Origin of the sequence: Amycolatopsis sp. lyj-84 (genome assembly GCF_046549075.1) — a bacterium.
In the GTDB taxonomy this organism is placed as follows: Bacteria; Actinomycetota; Actinomycetes; order Mycobacteriales; family Pseudonocardiaceae; genus Amycolatopsis.
On sequence record NZ_JAJPWO010000019.1, the window covers coordinates 154,036 to 172,471 of the forward strand.

General features: G+C 64.2%; 11 protein-coding genes. 6 read left to right on the forward strand and 5 right to left on the reverse strand.

Annotated elements, in window-relative coordinates; all coding sequences use genetic code 11:
- Positions 1-9 precede the first annotated feature (9 nt).
- The 3 genes from ACLJRM_RS39610 to ACLJRM_RS39620 all read right to left on the reverse strand — a co-directional run bounded on the left by ACLJRM_RS39610 (position 10) and on the right by ACLJRM_RS39620 (position 3,535).
- Positions 10-1,587, reverse strand: coding sequence for a hypothetical protein (locus ACLJRM_RS39610; protein WP_410665978.1), 1,578 nt, complete (start codon positions 1,585-1,587; stop codon positions 10-12).
- Between the two features lie 105 nt (positions 1,588-1,692).
- On the reverse strand, positions 1,693-2,946 hold the full coding sequence (locus tag ACLJRM_RS39615; RefSeq protein ID WP_410665979.1) for an ABC transporter substrate-binding protein: 1,254 nt from the start codon (positions 2,944-2,946) through the stop codon (positions 1,693-1,695).
- A 37-nt stretch (positions 2,947-2,983) separates the two neighbouring features.
- Complete coding sequence (locus ACLJRM_RS39620; protein WP_410665980.1) at positions 2,984-3,535, reverse strand: sigma factor-like helix-turn-helix DNA-binding protein; 552 nt, start codon at positions 3,533-3,535, stop codon at positions 2,984-2,986.
- A gap of 1,734 nt (positions 3,536-5,269) precedes the next feature.
- Here ACLJRM_RS39620 and ACLJRM_RS39625 point away from each other — a divergent pair.
- Genes ACLJRM_RS39625 through ACLJRM_RS39640 form a run of 4 tightly spaced genes read left to right on the forward strand, consistent with a single transcriptional unit; the run spans position 5,270 to position 10,619 of the window.
- Positions 5,270-6,244: a RimK family alpha-L-glutamate ligase gene (locus ACLJRM_RS39625; protein WP_410665981.1), complete on the forward strand. Its 975-nt coding sequence runs from the start codon at positions 5,270-5,272 to the stop codon at positions 6,242-6,244.
- 16 nt (positions 6,245-6,260) lie between these two features.
- Positions 6,261-7,028 carry a 2OG-Fe dioxygenase family protein gene (locus ACLJRM_RS39630; RefSeq protein ID WP_410665982.1) on the forward strand — a complete coding sequence of 256 codons (768 nt, stop codon included), beginning with the start codon at positions 6,261-6,263 and terminating at the stop codon, positions 7,026-7,028.
- 28 nt (positions 7,029-7,056) lie between these two features.
- On the forward strand, positions 7,057-9,684 hold the full coding sequence (locus tag ACLJRM_RS39635; RefSeq protein WP_410665983.1) for a hypothetical protein: 2,628 nt from the start codon (positions 7,057-7,059) through the stop codon (positions 9,682-9,684).
- On the forward strand, positions 9,684-10,619 hold the full coding sequence (locus tag ACLJRM_RS39640; RefSeq protein ID WP_410665984.1) for a phosphotransferase: 936 nt from the start codon (positions 9,684-9,686) through the stop codon (positions 10,617-10,619). The genes ACLJRM_RS39635 and ACLJRM_RS39640 overlap by 1 nt, the downstream gene beginning before the upstream one ends.
- Positions 10,620-11,023: 404 nt before the next feature.
- Here ACLJRM_RS39640 and ACLJRM_RS39645 read toward each other — a convergent pair whose 3' ends face one another.
- A complete protein-coding gene (locus ACLJRM_RS39645) occupies positions 11,024-14,563 on the reverse strand; it encodes a hypothetical protein (RefSeq protein ID WP_410665985.1) in 3,540 nt (1,179 codons plus the stop codon).
- Between the two features lie 762 nt (positions 14,564-15,325).
- On the opposite strand from ACLJRM_RS39645, the gene ACLJRM_RS39650 reads away from it, so the two are divergent.
- Positions 15,326-16,228, forward strand: a complete 903-nt coding sequence (locus tag ACLJRM_RS39650; protein ID WP_410665986.1) for a LuxR C-terminal-related transcriptional regulator — start codon at positions 15,326-15,328, stop codon at positions 16,226-16,228.
- A 173-nt stretch (positions 16,229-16,401) separates the two neighbouring features.
- Positions 16,402-16,809, forward strand: a complete 408-nt coding sequence (locus ACLJRM_RS39655) for a DUF2690 domain-containing protein (RefSeq protein ID WP_410665987.1) — start codon at positions 16,402-16,404, stop codon at positions 16,807-16,809.
- A 134-nt stretch (positions 16,810-16,943) separates the two neighbouring features.
- Here the strand turns inward: ACLJRM_RS39655 and ACLJRM_RS39660 are convergent, their stop codons facing one another.
- The gene (locus ACLJRM_RS39660; protein ID WP_410665994.1) at positions 16,944-18,224 is read right to left on the reverse strand and encodes an IS256 family transposase; all 1,281 of its coding nucleotides are present in this window, start codon (positions 18,222-18,224) and stop codon (positions 16,944-16,946) included.
- Positions 18,225-18,436: the final 212 nt, after the last annotated feature.

The following is an 18,436-nucleotide window of genomic DNA, read 5'->3' on the forward strand; positions in this document are numbered from 1 at the left end:
CCGACGTCACTACGACAGGCCGGCTGCCGCCCCCCCGACCGTCTTCAGGATGTGGCGCCACTCCGCTCGGGCAGTCCGTCGAGGCCGGACGCGATCGTCGATCCGGCGGCACCGCTCGGCGACGGCGTACAGGCGGACGCGGGGGTCTCGGCAGAGCTTCTCCAGATATCGGACGTCCGTCGGAGTCAGCCTCGCTGCCCGGGGTTCGAGCGTCACGAGCATCCACCTGCTCAGGTCGGCGAACCGAGCCATCGATGCGCGGTCGAATATCTTCAAGGCCGCTTCGGCGAGCCTGGCGGCCTTGAACGGCTCGGTGTGCCTGTGGATTTCGGCGGACACGAGGTGGGCACGCCCGACCAGAGTGGAGAACGCGGCCGAATCCCCCGGTTGGTCTGTCAGGGTGCGCACAACGCGTTCGACCAGTTCGCCCGCACGTTGAGCGTCACCCCGAGCGGCAGCGATCTCCGCTCGCAAAAGGCACAGTTCCCGGTGGATCGGCAGGCCCGCCTCACTCATGTGCCGAGCCGCCTTTTCCGCGAGCCGGTCTGCCGCCCACAGTGATCTCGCTTCGCCGAGTAGCTGATAGCGGCACCAGCGAACGTGAGCCTGAACGTGTTCGCACGCTCCGAGGCGGCCGGTGCGATCACCGAGCCGGCGGAGGAGCTTGATCGCTTTCCTGGCACCGTCTTCGGCGGCCCGGAGGTGGTCGGCACGCGACCGGCCGGTCGAGCCTTCGGCGAGTTCTCGGCGGATGTGCCCCAAGGAGGCGTAGCCGAGCGCCGAGGTCAACTGGTCACCCTCTGCCTCTGCGATGTCCACCGCTTCGGTCACGATCCTGGCCGCCAGCCCGAACTCCCGCCGCCGCCGTAGCAACCATGCCAGACCCACTATGAGCGCTCTTGCCTTCTCGCCAGAGGCCGGTGAACCGGCGGGCGCCAGGTTCAGCGCCACGAGGCAGCGATCGGTGATCTCCTGCACCAGCCGATCGCTGTCCGAGCCGCGGATGACGTCCTCGACCGCGGAAAACGTCCCGGCGAACTGACCTGCGTCGAGTGGCGTCCCGACCAGGTGGCGCAGCCACTCACGGACGAGATCCGGACCGGAGGCGACCGTGTACCCCGCCCGTTCCACGTCGCTGACGATGCCGAGCGGCTCCTGCGGTGGTGCGGGCGGGCTCGACGCGCCGCCTTCGATCCGGCGGATCCGCCGGACGATCTCCTCGATGCCATCGTCGGGCCGCTCTCCCAGCCGGCTGATGGGAATGCCTGCCAGGAGGGGAGGTGCCGACTCCGCCGCGAATCCCCGGTCCGCGACGGGGATGATCGGGCAGTGCGTCGACCGGCCGTGGTCGTAGTACTTCTGGATGATGAGCGAGCTTTCGAACCTGACCCCCCGGTGTACCGAGGACTCCGTGATCCGGCCGAAGTGCTCGACGAAGTCCTCGGACAGGACGCAGATGACCAGGTTTTCAGCGATCGCCTGTGCCATCCAGGCCGCTTGCGACATCACGTTCTGTTCCTTGAGATCACGGTCCCAGCGCACGATGACGCCTCGTTCGCGCAAAGCAGGCACAAGCGCGTCGGCCACCGCTCTTCCTCGCGCGTCATGTGCGTATGCGACGAACACGGGCACGACTCACACTCCTCGAATCGGCATTGAATCGACAAAGCGCAGACGGGATGCCCATCGACATCAGCCGCCGTTCGGCCAGCGGATGACCATCTTCCGGACGTCCAGCGGTGCGGTCAGGAAACCGTTGGACAGCATGAGTTCCGCTACTTTCTGGATTTCGGACGGGTCGACCGTCTCCGGGTACGTCGCGATGCGGACGTCGTCCACGTACGCAGGGTCGACCTCCAAGTATTTGGTCAACACCAAGTCCCGGATGTCGGGCTTCTGCACGTCCCGCGTGCCGCGCGCCAAGGCGCTCTGGAAAGCCTGGAGAACTTTGGTCTGCCCCTCCACCTGCCCGGACGTGACGAACCAACCGGACAAAGGCAGCAAGGCGCGGCGCCCCAGTGTCACGTCGAGCACCGGAACCGCCCCGGCCTGCTCCGCCCGGGTGACATAGGGCTCGGCCATGACGGCACCGTCGACGTCACCGCGCTTCAGAGCAGCGAGCATGTCGTCCATGGGCAGCGACACCCAGGTAATCGAACCAGGTGTGACGTTGGCGTCGCGGAGGGCCAACGCCATGCCGATGTCGGAGATCGACCCTGTGGCCGTCACCGCGATGCGCTTGCCCCGCACGTCGCTGGGGTGCGTCAACGGCCCGTCGCCGAGGCCCATCAGCATGAGATGGCTGTTGCGCGCCGTGTAGGCCGCCGCGAGGATCTTCAGATCGGCTATCCCCGCGGCCTCCGCTGTCAAGGCGCCCGGGTAGCTGCTGAAAGCGATGTCGATCTTCTTTTCGGCCAATTCCCTTATCGCGTCGGGGCCACCTCGGAACTTTTTGATCTCGACGTCGATGTGCTCGCTCCGGAAGTAGCCTTGGTCGAGCGCCCGGTAAAAGGGAGCCGTGTCAACGACGTTCAACAGGCCCACGCGTAATTTCGTGGCCTGGCCCACGCCCGTTTGAGGACCGACCTGGCCTGGTTGGCGCAGTACGCCGTAGCACACGCCCACGACGAGCAAGATCGCCGCGGCGGCGCCTGCGATGACCAGGTTTCGGCGCTTCCGGCTCGCAGCGGCGGGGATCGGAACGGACGCGGGCGCCACGTCTGCCAGGCCGTCACGAGGCCCTCTGGCTTCGACAACGGAAGCGAAGGACGAGTCTCGACTCTGCGTTCCCTCGAAGATTCTTTCCAGGAATTCGCGTTGCCGGGCCGGGTCGTTGCGGGCGTACGACGCCTGAAACATCGCCTCTCGGAGCTCGGCCAGCCGCCCTTCGAGATCACCGATGTATCCAGTGCCCGTCGTCTTGGATCGCCACCATGAGATTCTCACTTCGCACTCCCCTTCCGCACTTCACTTGGTGATAAACTCATGTTTGACCGGGCGGACGATCCACCAGCATTCGACGGAGTTCCGCGAGTGCCCGGTCGACGCGCCGTCGCACGACGCCTCGGCCGACCCGGAGAATCCGCGCCGCCTGGACCACGGATTGCTCGTCGAAAAAGACCAGTCCAAGCGCCTCCCGGAGGTCGGGCTCAAGTTGCCCGACCGCGGCGAGGAGGTCGAGATACCCGTCTTGGTCTCCCGTGATCCAGGCACCGAGTCTGGTCGCGAGACCCACGATGTCCTCCGTGTAAACCGGTCGCTTTTTCTTGACCGCGTCCTTCACCACGTTTGCCGCGATGGCGATCGCCATCGCTTCTATTTCCCGGACAGCAGGGCGCGGGCCGCGCAACCGCACCCAAAGACGCTCGATCACGGCATCGGCCATCTCTTCGCAGTCGAGCCATCCCGCACGAAACCTGACAAAGCGAAGGACCTTGGCCCGCAAGACCGGATAGATATTTTCGAACTCTATTTCGAGAGGACTTCTGCCCGCCCCAACGCGTCGATTTTCGACCACGCTCGAATAGCCTTTCACCGTCGACCGGCTTTGCCCTGCCAAAGACCACCGGCAATTACACATCACTGCTGCCTGCCGACAGTTTTCTGTCGACCCAGGAATCAGCTAGGGGCAAATATTGGACAATTTCAAGCCAGATCCGGTGATCTCCCGCCTTGCGCGCCCGATCCGGGATAGCCACATACCCGGAAGACGATCCATCGACGATCAGCTGCACGGACGAGCGCGTGGTTCACTCGAACGGATTAAGGTTCCGAGCTTTCCGCTTGCCGACACAAAAGCGCCGGTTCAGCCCCGACGCCCGGCTTGAGCACCTTATCCGCCACAAGGATGGGTAGCTGCCATGCCCGGCGCTCGTCATGCCGTTCGATCGAGCGTCGCAGAACAGCCGCTATTGTCATGGGCAGCGCGCCCGGCTTCCGAGCCCGCATCAGCAGGCGCGATGTTCTGGCGCCCAGACCGAAGATCCGCATCACGCTCTCCGCCGAGATCGAATGTTGGCACTCCCCTCGAGAGCACCACGGATTCGGTCCGTGAGTCCGCCAGCGTGAGTGCCTGGTCAGATGACTCTCTCCTGCGCCTGACGGGCCGACGAGCTGGACACGATCGACCTCCTGGAGCCATTCCTCGAAGATCAACCGGGGCAATCGCCGTCTTTCCCCTCGCAAAGAGGCAAGGACACCAATTCGTGCAGGCTGGCGCTGGCGCGATACTCATGTCGACTGCTCGTTCGCCCTCCTCACCACCATATGACAAGGCCAAGAACGCGAACGAAGTACAGCCACCGGTCGCGGCTCCAAGGGGACAGGCCTGGATTCTGCAGGAATTCACCAGATCGGTGTATCCGACACCTCGGAGCCTTCCCCGAGCCGGGGAAAGGCGCAGACGACGCACTCGAACTGCGTGTAGATTTACGCCCGATCGGGGGTGTGGCAAACGAGTGCATGACATCCCTCATAGGCGTACATGCACCCACGAGCCTGCCGGGGCCTGCCGTCGTGCCGACCGGCGTACGCCTTGAGCTTGGCGTGACACACGTGGACGTCCGTGATGGCCAAGAAGTTGGATCTCCGATCCAACGTGGGGCCTCTCGCCCCAGAACAGTTCGACCGCCACGGTTGAGTCTTATCACGGAGCCGGCGCCGATAGAGTTCGCGTCACCAGCAGCCCCAAACGTGCTGAACGACGATCACTCGGTCCTGGACCGGTATCGTATGCCCGGCCAAACGCCCTCTTTGCCTGGAAGACCGGCTTGCCAGGTGCCCCTGTCGAGCCATGCACGAAGACGGACTCCAGCACCGAGTTCTCGCGGCAGACACCTCGACGGACTCGGTCACCCATACCTCCACGCATCCCATGCCATGGCCAGTCGCAACGTCGGCGTGGTGAGTAGTCGCGCCGAGCGCCAGCCCCGTTACACGCCGGATCGCCTTCTGCGAACGCGCTGTCATGCTCCCGATCTCGGTCTCCACCGCCGAGAGGCGGGATCGGCCGTTATCGTGAAAAAGGTGAAGCGGCAGGGCTACATGCAGACGTGTGCGGCACCGAACGTGCGGATAGCACAACGTTGCTTCTTCTGCTTGCTCACTTTGCCCGCCGCGCCACGATGTCCTCCTGCTGCCTCCGACCATCACGGCCATACCGCTCAACTGGACGAGTTCCCGACGTCCCAGGCTCCGGCTCCCTTGACCGGGGCACTCTGGCCGTGCCAGCCTCAAATGACATGGCCACACACGGGGGAGAACCCGGCGCATGTCGAAATTAACCGAATCAGGTGACAAGCAGCTTGACCAATTTGCCTCCCCGTCCTGGGCCGGGGAGGCGGTGCTAATCTTCGGCGCCATGCCGCTCCCTTACCGCGTGGCCGTCGCGACGGCCGCCTGTTCCCACACTGATGACCATGACACCCCGTTGTTGTTGCGCAAGCTGACCGATGCCGGTTTTCGCGCGGAAGCGGCTTTCTGGCACACCCCACAGTCGTGGGCGGAATTCGACCTGGTCCTCATTCGCTCGCCATGGGACTACGCCATCAGGGTCGCGGAGTTCCGAAACTGGACACAGACCGTGTCCAGAGAAACCATGCTGGCCAACTCGGCCGAAATCGTGCTCTGGAACATGGACAAGCACTACCTGCGCGAGCTAGCCGCAGCCGGTCTCCCTGTCGTGGACACAAGTTACCTCGCCCTTGGGCAGCCTCTGCCGCAATTCGACCACGACATCGTCGTGAAACCCGCGATTTCCGCCGGCGCACTGAACACCGGACGGTACCGGGCCGGCGATCCACGAGCCGTGGAGCACGTGCGCATGCTCCAGGAACAAGGCCAAACTGCAATGGTGCAACCCTACCTGGACACCATCGACACAGCAGGGGAACACGCACTGGTCTTCCTGGACGGCGAGTTCAGCCACGCCATGGCCAAGGGTGCGGTGCTCACTGCGGCCAACGGTATCGACAACAGCCGTTTCCCCCACCCGAACCTGCAGCCCTACGAACCGACCTCGGGCGAGATCCGGCTCGCCACCGAGGCGCTTGCCGCCATACCCGACCGGCTGGGCACCCCGCTCTACGCCCGGATCGACGTGGTGACGGCAGGCGACGACTCGACGCTGATGGAACTGGAACTCATCGAACCCAACCTGTTTCTGCCTTCCTCCCCCAGCGCACTCGACCGTTTTGTGAAAGCGATCGAGCACCACATCAGAGCACGCCAGTCCACCTCGACCTGAGCCGGAGTGTCCGCCGATGTCGGAACTGGGCACGGACGTCGCATCCGATCCCCATCAGCCCTCGATCACCTGCGAACTCGATCCCGGTATCGAACTTCGTCAGCGGGGATATGCAGTCGTGCCCAGTACCAGGATTCGGCTCTCACCCGAGTTGCGGGACGGTTTTCCCCGATTCGCCGCAAGTTGGGATTGCTTGCAGCCAGACCGCTACTTGCTCACCGACGAGATTCATGCGGCCTACCGACTTCGGCGATACGGCCATTACCTGGTCCCGCCGTCCGGTACGGACATCCGTGCACTCGGCAACCGTGACTACTATCAGCAGAAGTCGACGAACCCGCTGTTCGGCGGCGTTCGACGCCAGTTCGCCGGCCTCACGCGGGAGACGCAAAAAGATCCGTTCCTGCTCGCGCTCCTGCGCCATGCAACTACACAGATCGCGATAGCCTCCAACACAACGGCGCGGTCCTGGCTGGTCGACGTGCACCAGATCCGAATCCTTGGCACGGCCGACCAGCCAGGCGCACCAGCACCGGAGGGGCCGCACCAGGACGGGCTCGAGTTCATCTCCGTGCACCTCATCGCCCGCCACAATGCTGCGGGCGGGCGCACCTCGCTGCACCGCGGCGCGGAACAACTAGCCAACGCACAGTTGACCCAGCCGCTGGATTCCGTCTACGTCAACGACGCGGCACTGTTGCACTACACCGAACCGATCACTCCTGCCGCCGGGGGCACTGCTGTGCGCGATGCCCTGCTGCTGGGCTTCCGCACCGCGCCATGACCACCACACGATACCGGGACTACCCACGATGAACTCCGATCTCCGCGTACTGTTCCGCACCAACCTCAGCAGCATCGACGCCCGCCAGATCTTCGTCGACCGGGACGCCGAGAGCGCCGCCTTCGAACGCGCCTTCGCCGCGCACGGGGCGTCCGTCTCGACCGGTCGCTGCGATCCGGTGGACGTGCTGGAACCCCGACGCAACGTCATCGCCTTCTACGGTATGGGCGGGGTCGGCAAAACCACTCTGTCCCACCATTTGCAGGCTTGGGTATCCGATCGGAAGCGGCCCGATTCCTCTACCTGGCCGGACTTCCCGCACGACACTGGCCTGATCCACACCGCTCGGCTCGACCTGACCCGCGAGTCCGGCGTGGACCTCGAAACGATCATGCTCCTGCTGCGCACCGCGCTGATCGGCGCGCAGGGGCGCACAGTCGCGTTCGACCTCGCACTCTCCCGGTACTGGAGCCAGGTCCACCCGCACGAGAACTTCGCCGAATACCTCACCAACAGAGGTGCTCTGATGCGCGGGGAGAACACTGCGAAACTGCCGGAGGCCTTGCAGCGCTCGCTTGAGGAGGTGGCCAAGACGCTCGACCTGCAGGTGCCGGGTGTCTCGCTGGTCACGATGACAGGCAAGGCACTGGTCAAGGCGTTGCGCGGCCGCGCGGACCGCAAACGCGTGCTGACGGCCTGCACCCGGCTGGTCGAGCTGCTTGAGGCGGACCCGGATCTGGAGGCCCTCAGCTACTACCCGTACCTGCTGGCCTGGGACTGCTACCAACGCCAACTCGAGTCCCCGGCGAGCCCTGCCCGGCTGGTCGTCTTCGTCGACACCTTTGAGGAGGCGAACCGGGAGTTCGAGCGCTACCTGCAACGCCTGGTCTGGTTGATGCCGAACGTTTTCTTCGTCATCACCGGGCGCAACCGGTTGACATGGGCCGATGACGGCGTGGCCGGGGTGTTCGACTGGGCCGGTCCGGTAAGTTGGCCGGGCCTGGCCGCCGGGAGCGAGGATGACCCACGGCAACACCTGGTCGGTGCGCTGTCCCCGCACGATTCCGATCGTTTCCTGCGCGACCGGTTGCGCAGGGACAACAGCCCGCTCATCGCCGAGGACATCAGGGAGCGCATCGTCGCCAACGCGCACGGCCTGCCGCTCTATCTCGATCTGTCCGTCATGCGCTACCTGCAGCTCTACGAAGACCGGCAACCAGTCGGCCCGGGGGAATTCGATGTGGAGTTTCCTGGCCTGATCGCCAGGGTGTTCCGCGATCTCGGACAAGAGGAGCGATCGGCGCTACGCGCGGCCAGCCTGCTCGATGCCTTCGACGTTGGCCTGCTGACCGAGACCGCCGGCCTGCTCGGCGAATCCGGCTCGCTGCGCCTGATCGACCGGCCGCTCGTGCAGTTCACCGAGTGGGAACCGTGGCCGTACTACCTGGATGAGCTGATCCGCAGCCACATCGCGGCCGCAGACCGCGGGCTGGACGATTCGTGGAGCGCGCACGACTGGCAACGCGCCGCGAACCGCGCTCTGCATCACCTGGGCGAGGCGGCTGAGCGATACACAGCGCACAACCACCGTGCTGCCCTCATCTCTTGTCTGAACCAGGGGTTGCGCCTCGCGCACGAATTCGACCTGCAACCGGGCTGGCTGGTGGAGGCGGCCTACCGGTTCGTGGCCGACCACGTGTGGGAACCGAACCTTGCGCCGAGGATCGACGGACTCGACACCGGGCAACCACCGGAAACCCCGGCGGCGACCCTGGCCTACGCGCTGGTCACCATCTGTCGGCGACAGCAGGAGCATCGCGAACACACCTCGCGGGAGCTCATTCGCTGCCTGGAATCCGGTCAGCTGCCAGAAGGAGCGGAGGAACTCCTCCGCTACTACCACTCCGAATGCATGCGCGACCTGGGCCGGCAGACCGAGTCCGAGGCCGGGATGCGGGCGCTGGTCGAGGCGAACGGCCGGATGGCCGACACAGCCGCCCGCGGGCTGAGTCACGTTCTGCGCCGAAGGGGCCGGTTCCGCGAGCTGGCGCGGCTGCTCACCACCCGGGAGCGGACGGCAACCTGGGCCCGCGTGCGGGGCGATCTACAGTGGACACAAGCCGGGTTCGACGAGGCCGAGGCGGCGTATGCGGTGGCCCGCGGTCTCGCGCTGGATGCCGGAATGCAGGGCGAGGCGGCCCTGTCGGAGGCCTGCCGCGCATTCACGCTCGGGTTCACGAAGCCTGCCGCGGCACGAGCCGCGGCGGACTCCGCTCGTGACCTGTTGCGCGAAATCAACCTGACTTGGGCCGAGCTCCAAGTGCGCAACGCGGAACTGCTGGCCGCGGCGGGCACCGGTCAGTCAGCTCGCTGCGACGAGGTGGTCGCCGCTGCCGACCGGCACGGCCTCACCTCGATCGGCGCCTACGCCGAACTGGCCCGCGCCCTCGACGGCGCCCTGCGCGGCGACGCTAACCAGGTGGCTCGTGCCCGCGCCGGCGTGCTGCGCTATGTGCACGGTGCCGAGTTCGCCTACCTGCTGTCCATCATCGACTTCTGGCAAGGCACACCCGGTGACCCGGCACCGGCCGAAGTGGACTGGTTGGCCGGCGCCGCCGAGGCAGCACGCGCCTGGCAAGCAGTGCTGGCACGGTAATGGCCACCTACAGCCCGCTGACGCCGGACACACTCGCCCAGCTCTACGAACGCTTCGAACTGCCCGGTGCCACCGCCGAACCACTCGCGGGCGGCGCGGCGAACACCAGTTACCTGGTCACCGTCGGCGAACGGCGGTATGTGCTGACCGTGCTGGACAATCACGACCCAGTCTCAGCCACCCGGCTGGCCCGACTGCTGCGCCACCTCATCGACCACGGACTGCCCACGAGCGAACCACTACCCGACCGCTCGGGGCAGCCGGTGACGACGGTGGCGAATCGGCTGTTCCTGCTCAAGAACTACGTACCCGGTACCTGCCGAACCGAGTTGCCCTCTCCAGCCCTGCTTGCGGCGGGCGCATTGTTAGCCCGGCTGCGCGAGGTGCCGCCACCGGAGTTCGACCTCCCGGTCGGCCGTCGGCTACCCGCTGATGCGCTCGAAGTGGCCGAACATTTCGGCGACCACGATTTCGCCGACTGGGTACACACCCACGCGGCGCTGGGCACGCTGCCCGCGCCGGACCGGTCGCGGTCCAGTCTGGTACACGGCGACATGGCCGGCGACAACCTCGTGCTTGGCGAAGACGGACAAGTTGCGGTGCTGGACTGGGAAACCGCAGCCCTGGACCTCCCGGTGGTGGACCTGGGCATGACGCTCTACGCCCTGTGCCGTACCGAGGGCCGGTTCGACCTCGCCCGCGCCCGGCATCTGCTGGCCGGTTATGCGGAGGTTCGGACGTTATCCGATCAAGAGTGGGACCTGCTGCTCCCGGCCACCACGCACGCCGCCGTACTGATCGGCTACCACCGCTACCTCCGCCACCACCTCCGCTACCCCGACGCGACCAAGCAACATCTGTACCTGGAAGTACCGCCGTATCTGGCGGACATTCGAACTCGTTGGCCGGAACTAGAAAGGAGGAATCGGCCGTAGCCGGAGCCGCTCACCGGGTTCAGCGCCCAACGCCTCGGCAAACACCAGAAACAGGTCCGCCTGCACGGTCATCTGGCCGACTTTGTGAGCCTTGGTGTCCCGCGCGTATGCCACCCCCTGATCGTGGGCCATTCATCGAAACTCCTCGTGACTTCCGCGAGCGACGTGCCCCGCACTCGGACACCGAGCCGGGTGACCAGCGCGAAGAAATTGCCGAACTCAAAGAGGGACGTGAGCCCGATGATCAATGCCAGCCAGCCTCTCTTCATCGCCGCCAGAACACGTGGAGCCTCGGCAGAGCCAAGAGCTCTCGATCCTGCCGACACAACAGCACGCGACGACGATAAGCAGCGTTCTTGCGCCCGCGACGAGAGCTCGACCAAGTTGTCGTGTACTTGTCGCACCTAGAGCCCCATGACTCGCCGCCGTCGTTCTTTCCTCAAGGCTGTAGCGTGGTCCGCTTTGAAGATGTCTACTCCAGCTTGCCCGACAGCTGCCACGGACGGCTCGACAGAGCGAGCCAGGTGGTCGAACTGCTCCAAGAGTGCCGCCAGGTGATCCGACTCCTCTCCATAATGGACACCCCACTGCGCCTGACACGCAATGATGTCAGCCGACACACCTCGGGGTACCAACAACCTGGCCAGGTCTGAAATCGACGGCTCGGGGCCAGCTAGCCCGTCCTTGCAATTCAGAGCTTCCTCTGGAGTCATGAGCTCGCTATCCAATGCGCTCTCCAACCAGCCGACGTCGTTCCCCGGCAGTCTCCGGAGTAACAACCAGCGAACAGACGAGTCACCGAACTCCTGAAGCAGCTTCGTCTTCATCTGAGCAGGTAGCGCGTGCAACGAGTCGACCAGCGTATGCCGAGCCCAGCTCTCGACTCCTTGCGTCAAGAGCCGCAACTGACGATCAACCAGCCGGTACAGCGTCTCTGGCCGCTTCATCGCCAACAGCTCAGCGAGCTCGTGCAGTACATCTTCCCTAATCGGCTCAAGCGCGTTGAGGTCGATCCCCTCGATCGCGGCGAGCCAGCTGTTCTCAATACTCCCACTCAGCCACTCACTACCAGGCAGGTTCGTCTCGAACATCGCCAACGCCGCGGCTCCACGCACGTTCACATCTGATGATGCGAGAATGGCGTTTCGACGCCCTTCTTGCAGGATGTCGTCAAACAAGATCGTCTGCAGGATCCCGTAGTCCGAGGCCTCAAGGGCATCTATCGCGCACGACACCAGGTCTGCCGATGCCTCGGCGCAGGTGAGGATGGCGTTGATAACAGGCCATCGGGCCATCGGGCTGAACAGGCATCGCTGGAGCGTCATCGTCGAGAGGACGCCGCCTTGTACAGCGCACTCGAGCAATGCTGCGGCGTCAGGAAACAACCCATGGTTCAGGGCGCCATCGATCCAGTCCGACAGCCGCCCTATCTCGATATGAGGCGCGAGCGCGCAAAAGGCCATTCGCACTCGGTGCGGCCATCGGGGACCAGCGAGCTCGCACTGCTCTTGCAGCCAGCTCAGCCTTGCGAGCACGATCTGCGGCGGCTCGACACTCCAGGTCGCGACAAGTCGACCAATCTCCTCCCGCCTCCTCTCCAACGCCCCCCGTCGACGTCCGGTTCCAGCCACGTCGGCGAGAAAGAGGTCACGCAACTCGTCAGGCGGGAGTGACACCTCGATGCCGTTCAACCGTGCAATGTCGCTAAGCGCTGCCTGCAGGCCTGGTGCGTCAGCGGTCATCGGGATCAGATCCTCAAGGAAAAGTCGGCTGAGCTGCGCTGCCCTTGAGATGGACTCTGCGGCATGTGGCCGGCCGAACGGTTCGTCGACGCCGCGCCCGATCCGCAACCACGCCGCCAGCACGTCTACGACTCCTCTCCTGGCCTGCGCGGGCGCATGCCGAAGACGTTCGACTATCGACAGCCAAACCTCGTCGTAGACCGATTGCATCTCATCAGGAGCAAGGACGGTCTCGATCAAGACGAGCTCTCGTCCGGTGGCGGGGCTCAAATGGCTGCCGTCTCGCTTGAAACTCAGCAACTCTCTGCATACGGCCGTGTAGGCCACCCACGCCGCCGGGCTAGTCGTTCGGGCGTCGATCCACCTCTTTGCCTCGGCCGCAATGAGGCGCCTCGCTGTTTCGCTTGGCTTCAGTCCAGGGTGGAATTTCTGCACAAGGTCCTGCACCGCTCGGAGTGGATGTCCTGGATGCCGGCCGCTTGGCCGGTCATCGATCTGCACCGCGTCCAGGAGCAGAATCGCGGCTTGAGCGTTGGAGTAACGCCGGACCAGGTGAGCCGCCAGCCCGACGAGAGGCTCCAGTCGACTCAGGTCGGCTCCGGTGTTCGTGGAGAGAGTCTTGAACTCGCCCTCGATCCACCCGAAAACGGCCTGGCAAGCTGACGCGCTGATGTCGGCGTACTCCCGCACCAGCTCGCGCCGCACTGCGGCAGATACCTGGTCAGACTCCAGAACCGACTGCAGGAACTGTCTCGCCACTGGCTCCGCTTCAGACACACCGAGTTGGGCGGCTTTGATGGCGCTGCCTGCGAGTTGAGCCTCCCTTCCTGGCCATTCCTCGCGGAGCAGCTCCAGAGTCACGATCGGAACGTCCGAACGGAACGCGTGTTCGGCGACAAGCACGTCTGCCAGCATCGGTGGCCTGACGGTGTAAGTGCGTGACGCTCCGCTTCCTGTCGATCCGCGCGCTACATCTACCAGGCCACTCCGCGCCGCGCCGAGCAGCGTCAAACGCACCCTTGAAGTGGAAATGTCGAGTGACCTCGCCAACTTCACCACTTGATCATCCGTAACGAACCGAAGTGCTGCGAGGGCAGTGAGCACGCCGATCGCTTCCGCCGAGATCCCTGCCCGGCGCAAGTACCGCGCGGCTTGACCGAGAATCACCTTTCCGTCGAAGATCGACTGCCACGTGCCAGTTTTGAGCAACATGTCCGCCAGAGCGACAGCCCATCCCGGGCGTCCCTCCGCCTGGTCCAGAATTTGTGAGCGACCGAGGCTGTTCCGGACACCCATGGCCTGGATGATCTCGTCGACCGCCGGCCGTTCGAGTCCATCAACATCAATCTGTCCAGCCCCCTGCAGGCGATCTCGTACAGCGTCCTCCTCGTCTGGCCAGCAAATCGCTACGATCCGGTAGGCCGCCAAATCGCTTTCGCTACGCCTCAACGTGGTGAGCCGACGCAGCAGATCGAGGTACTGTCCTGCATCATCAACGGCCAGATACTCCGGCTGAAGCCACCTGATGTCCTTCGCCAGCGAGCTCGGGTCTACGTCGTGATCGACGAACAGTACTCCGTCCATCGCCGAGACCAATCTCGACTTTCCGATGCCGGGTCGCCCGGTCACGATCACATCACCCTCGGATACCATGAGGTTGAGCTGATCGAGTTCTTGATCTCGTCCAGTCAAGGGAAGATGAACCCACGGAGACTCGGCAATCTCGGCTGGCAGCCTGGACAACGTGATCGGGTGGCTCGACAGGCCAAGGAGCCGTTCCCGCCAACCCCCGTCAATGCGGAGCCTATTGGCAAAGAACTCCCTGCCGAAGTGGGCCTCCACCTCCACGTTCCACTCTGCGGCCTTGGCCTCCAACTTGATCTGTTGGAGCTGCCCGAGATCAAGTCGGTTGGCCAGCACGACTCGTTCCACCCGGACGCCGTGCTCGTCCATGCTCTTCAAGCTACGGGTGAGATTCGCCTGAACTCCTTTGAGGGTCCGTGACGAAGTGATGATCACACGAACCGGCACAGTTCCTTTCGGCATGTGGATATCGGCGTCCCGACCCCAGTCTGAGCCTCCAGGAACGGAGGTCAGCCCGTCATACACCGTGCCGAGAAAGCTGACAGCGCAAAGTTCGAACTCACGCGTGTCAAGGTCCCTCGTACTGAGCGCCTCAATGATGCGGTCGAGATCGTGCACTGCGAAACCTCCTTGGTCTGTCAGCCCTAAGAGTCAAACACAGCCAAGCCCTCGACAGGCAACCCGCAGCTGTGTAGAGCGGTGTCCTTTGAGTTCCCGCCTACCTGGAGAAGCTTCCATGTCGGCCGCGATCACGATCGTCCGAGTTTCAATTCCATTCTACCTCAGGACGATGGTCTCCCCTTCCAGTTGGCCGCGATAGGACCAGTCGCCACCTGAAGACATTTCACGTAGCTCTCACCCCTGCCCCCGAGGGCTGCGACAGCAGGCCGATACACGAGACTGACGTCTCACCCCTTGACAGCGAACCCGGTGCGCGCAGCCACTTATCGCCGCCATAGCCTGTGAACGACTATCACCCGCACCGGCCGCACTGTTGTTCAATTCATTCGAATCCGACAGCGCGGAACTGATGAGAGCAGACACGAACCTTACTCGCAAGCTACCCATACACATGAGAAGCGCGTAAATCTATGGTCTCCAGAGGGGAGCGCCAACATAGATACGATGCTTCGAGGGCTTACGGAGGAGCTACGGATGATTCGGTGCGAGCGCGGCGACCTTTGACTGCGGTCCTGCGGCGCCGTCGATCCATCTGTGCTGTAAACCACCTGATGGCGTCTGTCGCTGCAGCGCCGATTCGGACATCCTTCGCAGTGTTCTTTCGCTGGGGCCGGGACAGAAAGGGTGACGATGTCGGATCTACCACCGCGATTGAATCCTGTGACCACGGCACTCCTGCGCGAGGCATACCACAAGATCGTGGCGCTGGGCGCGGACAGATTCGCGGTATATAACCAAGTCTGCCGCACCCTGTCCAAGATCGCGCACGTCGACTCGTTCTACATCGGCATGTTGCACGGCCAGAAGGTGCGCTACGTCTACGGCACCGAGGATCAGAAGTTCGACGACCCGGTGCTGCACGCCTACGGGCCGAACGGACCTGTCGCGTGGCTGTTGCGGCATCGCCAGACCTACCGGTTCCGCTACGACAACGGCGCGGTACTGAAAGCGGGCACCTCGTTCGGCGACGTCACCCGCGAGTCGGCCGACGTGGTCACCGTCCCGATGTTCCGGCCGGAACCCGACGCGCCGGACTCCGTCATCGGGATGGTGTCTCTGCACAGCTACACCCCGGAGGTCTACGACGACCAGGCGGTGCGCGCAGTCGAGTGGCTCACCGGGGTGCTGGCGCGGGTCGTCGTCCGGCAGGAGGAAGACCGGCTTCTCCTTGAACACCTCGCCTCACCCGATGCGGGAGAGCACGAGGCGCTGACTTCGCACCGTGTCATCGAGTACCTATCCGGCCAGCTCAGCGGGATCCCTACCACGGCGCTCGACGTGATCGAGGCACCCGATCCGACGCTCGATACAGCGATGCAAGCGTTGCGAGAGGTCATGCAGCGCTGCGAGCGCGTTCAGTACGAACTGATCGACATGACTTCCCGCACCGATCCCGGGCCCGCCACCCGGTTCACCGCCCTCACCCAGGCCGAGGCCACGGTGGCGCTGCTGATCGCTCGCGGCATGGGCAACCAAAACATGGCCACAGAACTCGGAGTGAGCGTTAACACCGTTAAGACACACGTACGGAACATCCTGCGCAAATACGGTCTGACGGACCGCGACCAAGTCGCTGCAGACGTGCGGCGGCACCTGCAGTGACTCATCCCTTGGGGTAGGCCCCGACTACCAGCGCATCATCTCGCGGGCGATATCGGCTTCCCGCGTGGCCGTTGAGCATGGTCCTCGACCGTTTGACCGTTCTCAGACAGAAGGACGTTCCCATGCCCTGCACCCCAACCAACTCCATGTCACCTGCGTCTCATCCGCCACGATTGTCGGCGCGACTCGCGGTCCTTCTCAGCGCGATCGCCGCACTGTTCGTACTCATCACCGGCGCGGCCGCCGCTGGCTCCAACCACCACCAGACCGACCCCCTGAGCACCGGCTGCGCCTCGAACGCGTCCACTATCCGCACCGGTTCGGTCGGCGGGATCAACTACGAGATCCGCTACTCCGCGGCCTGCGGCACCAACTGGGTCCGCGTGCCCGCCCTCAGCGGCACCGTGTACATGCTGATCAGATCAGACTGGGGCGGAAACGCCGTCGGCGGCTACCAGACCGGCAGCGGCGGATCCCATTGGACACCGCAGGTCTACGCACCCGGCAGCACCTGCATCACCTACTGGGTCCAGCGCATCGGCAACGGTGACCCAGCCACCGGAAACATCCGGATCTGCTGAACAACGCCTCAAGTACACAACCGAGGGGACGGCGCCGACGATCCGCGCCGTCCCCTCGGCACGAAAGCCAGGGCTCGGAAGAAGCACACACACCTCGGGGTCTATCCCGTGATCGGTGTTTCCGGCGTTGTTGATCAGTAGGTTTCGGCTCCCGGACAGCGGTCACCGAACGTGATGGCGAAGGCGTTGATCACGGGCTTCCAGCGCATCATCCATCGGGCGCGGCCTGCCCCGGTCGGGTCCAGGCTGCGGGTCACAAGGTACAGGCACTTCATCGCGGCCTGCTCGGTCGGGAAATGTCCCCGTGCGCGAATCGCCCGCCGGTAGCGGGCGTTCAATGATTCGATCGCGTTGGTGGAGCAGATCATGCGCCTGATCTCGATGTCGTAGTCGAGGAACGGCACGAACTCGTTCCAGGCGTTGCGCCAGAGCCGGATCATCGCACGGTATTTCGCACCCCATTTCTCCTCTAATTCGTCGAGTGCGGCCATCGCGGCGTCGGGATCGGGGGCCGTGTAGATGGGTTTGATGTCTCGTTTCACCGCGTCCCAATCTCGACGAGAAGCGAGCCGGAAGGTATTGCGGATCAAATGCACGATGCACGTTTGGACGATGGTCTGCGGCCACACATTTTTCACGACTTCGGGCAGACCTTTGAGGCCGTCACAGACGAGGAAGAACACGTCCCGGACGCCGCGGTTCTTCAGATCGATCAGCACGCTCATCCAGAACTTCGCACCCTCGCCGCCGGTGCCCATCCACAGCCCGAACACGTCCTTACAGCCGTCCACGGTGACGCCAATAGCGGCGTAGACAGGCCTGTTGGCGACCTGCCCGTCGCGGACCTTGACATGGATCGCGTCGATGAACACGGCCACGTATACCGCATCCAGTGGCCGGCTGGCCCAGTCCTGCATCTCGGCGATGACCTTGTCGGTGATCCGTGAGATCGTTTCCTTGCTGACCGAGGTTCCGTAGATCTCGGCAAAATGTGCCGAAATGTCCCCGGTCGTCATTCCCTTCGCATACAACGACAACACGATCTCATCCACCTCGGTAAGCCGGCGTTGCCGCTTCTTCACGATCCGCGGCTCGAACGTGCTCTCCCGATCACGTGGCACGTTGATGTCGACCTCTCCTGCGGCATCCGAAACCACCGTTTTCGGCCGAGTGCCGTTCCGGACATTCGTCGACTCGCGGTCCGGCTCGGCCTGGTTCTTCTCATGCCCGAGGTGCTCGGCCATCTCCTCATTCAGCGCGGTTTCCAGCACATTCTTGGTGAACAGCTTCAGCAGGCCGTCCGGACCGGTCAGCGCCAACCCGCGGGCTTTCGCCTCGGCCACCATCGCCGCCGCGGCGGCCTGCTCCGGCGACAGATCCCGCGCCGGCCCGAACTCGCTCTTGCGTGGACTCACAACCTCAGATGTCATCACTCACAGTGCCCATCTCGCCGGACCTCAGCCCGGCGTGTCGGGCCGGAAACACCGATCTTGGAACAGTCCCCCCGTTACCTTTTTCGTGGCTCCTGGTTGAGGGGCTCGTGGTCGCCAGGCCCGGCATGACTTAGTCCCCCAGTCGTACCCATGATCCGGGGGGTGGTGTCACCGGGTTTGGTGGCATCGAGGGA

What these genes read in the sequence shown, in the direction of transcription:
- ACLJRM_RS39635 (WP_410665983.1), top strand. Translation starts at nt 7,057, where the DNA reads ATGAACTCCGATCTCCGCGTACTGTTCCGCACCAACCTCAGCAGCATC.
- ACLJRM_RS39625 (WP_410665981.1), top strand. Translation starts at nt 5,270, where the DNA reads ATGTCGAAATTAACCGAATCAGGTGACAAGCAGCTTGACCAATTTGCC.
- ACLJRM_RS39630 (WP_410665982.1), top strand. Translation starts at nt 6,261, where the DNA reads ATGTCGGAACTGGGCACGGACGTCGCATCCGATCCCCATCAGCCCTCG.
- ACLJRM_RS39640 (WP_410665984.1), top strand. Translation starts at nt 9,684, where the DNA reads ATGGCCACCTACAGCCCGCTGACGCCGGACACACTCGCCCAGCTCTAC.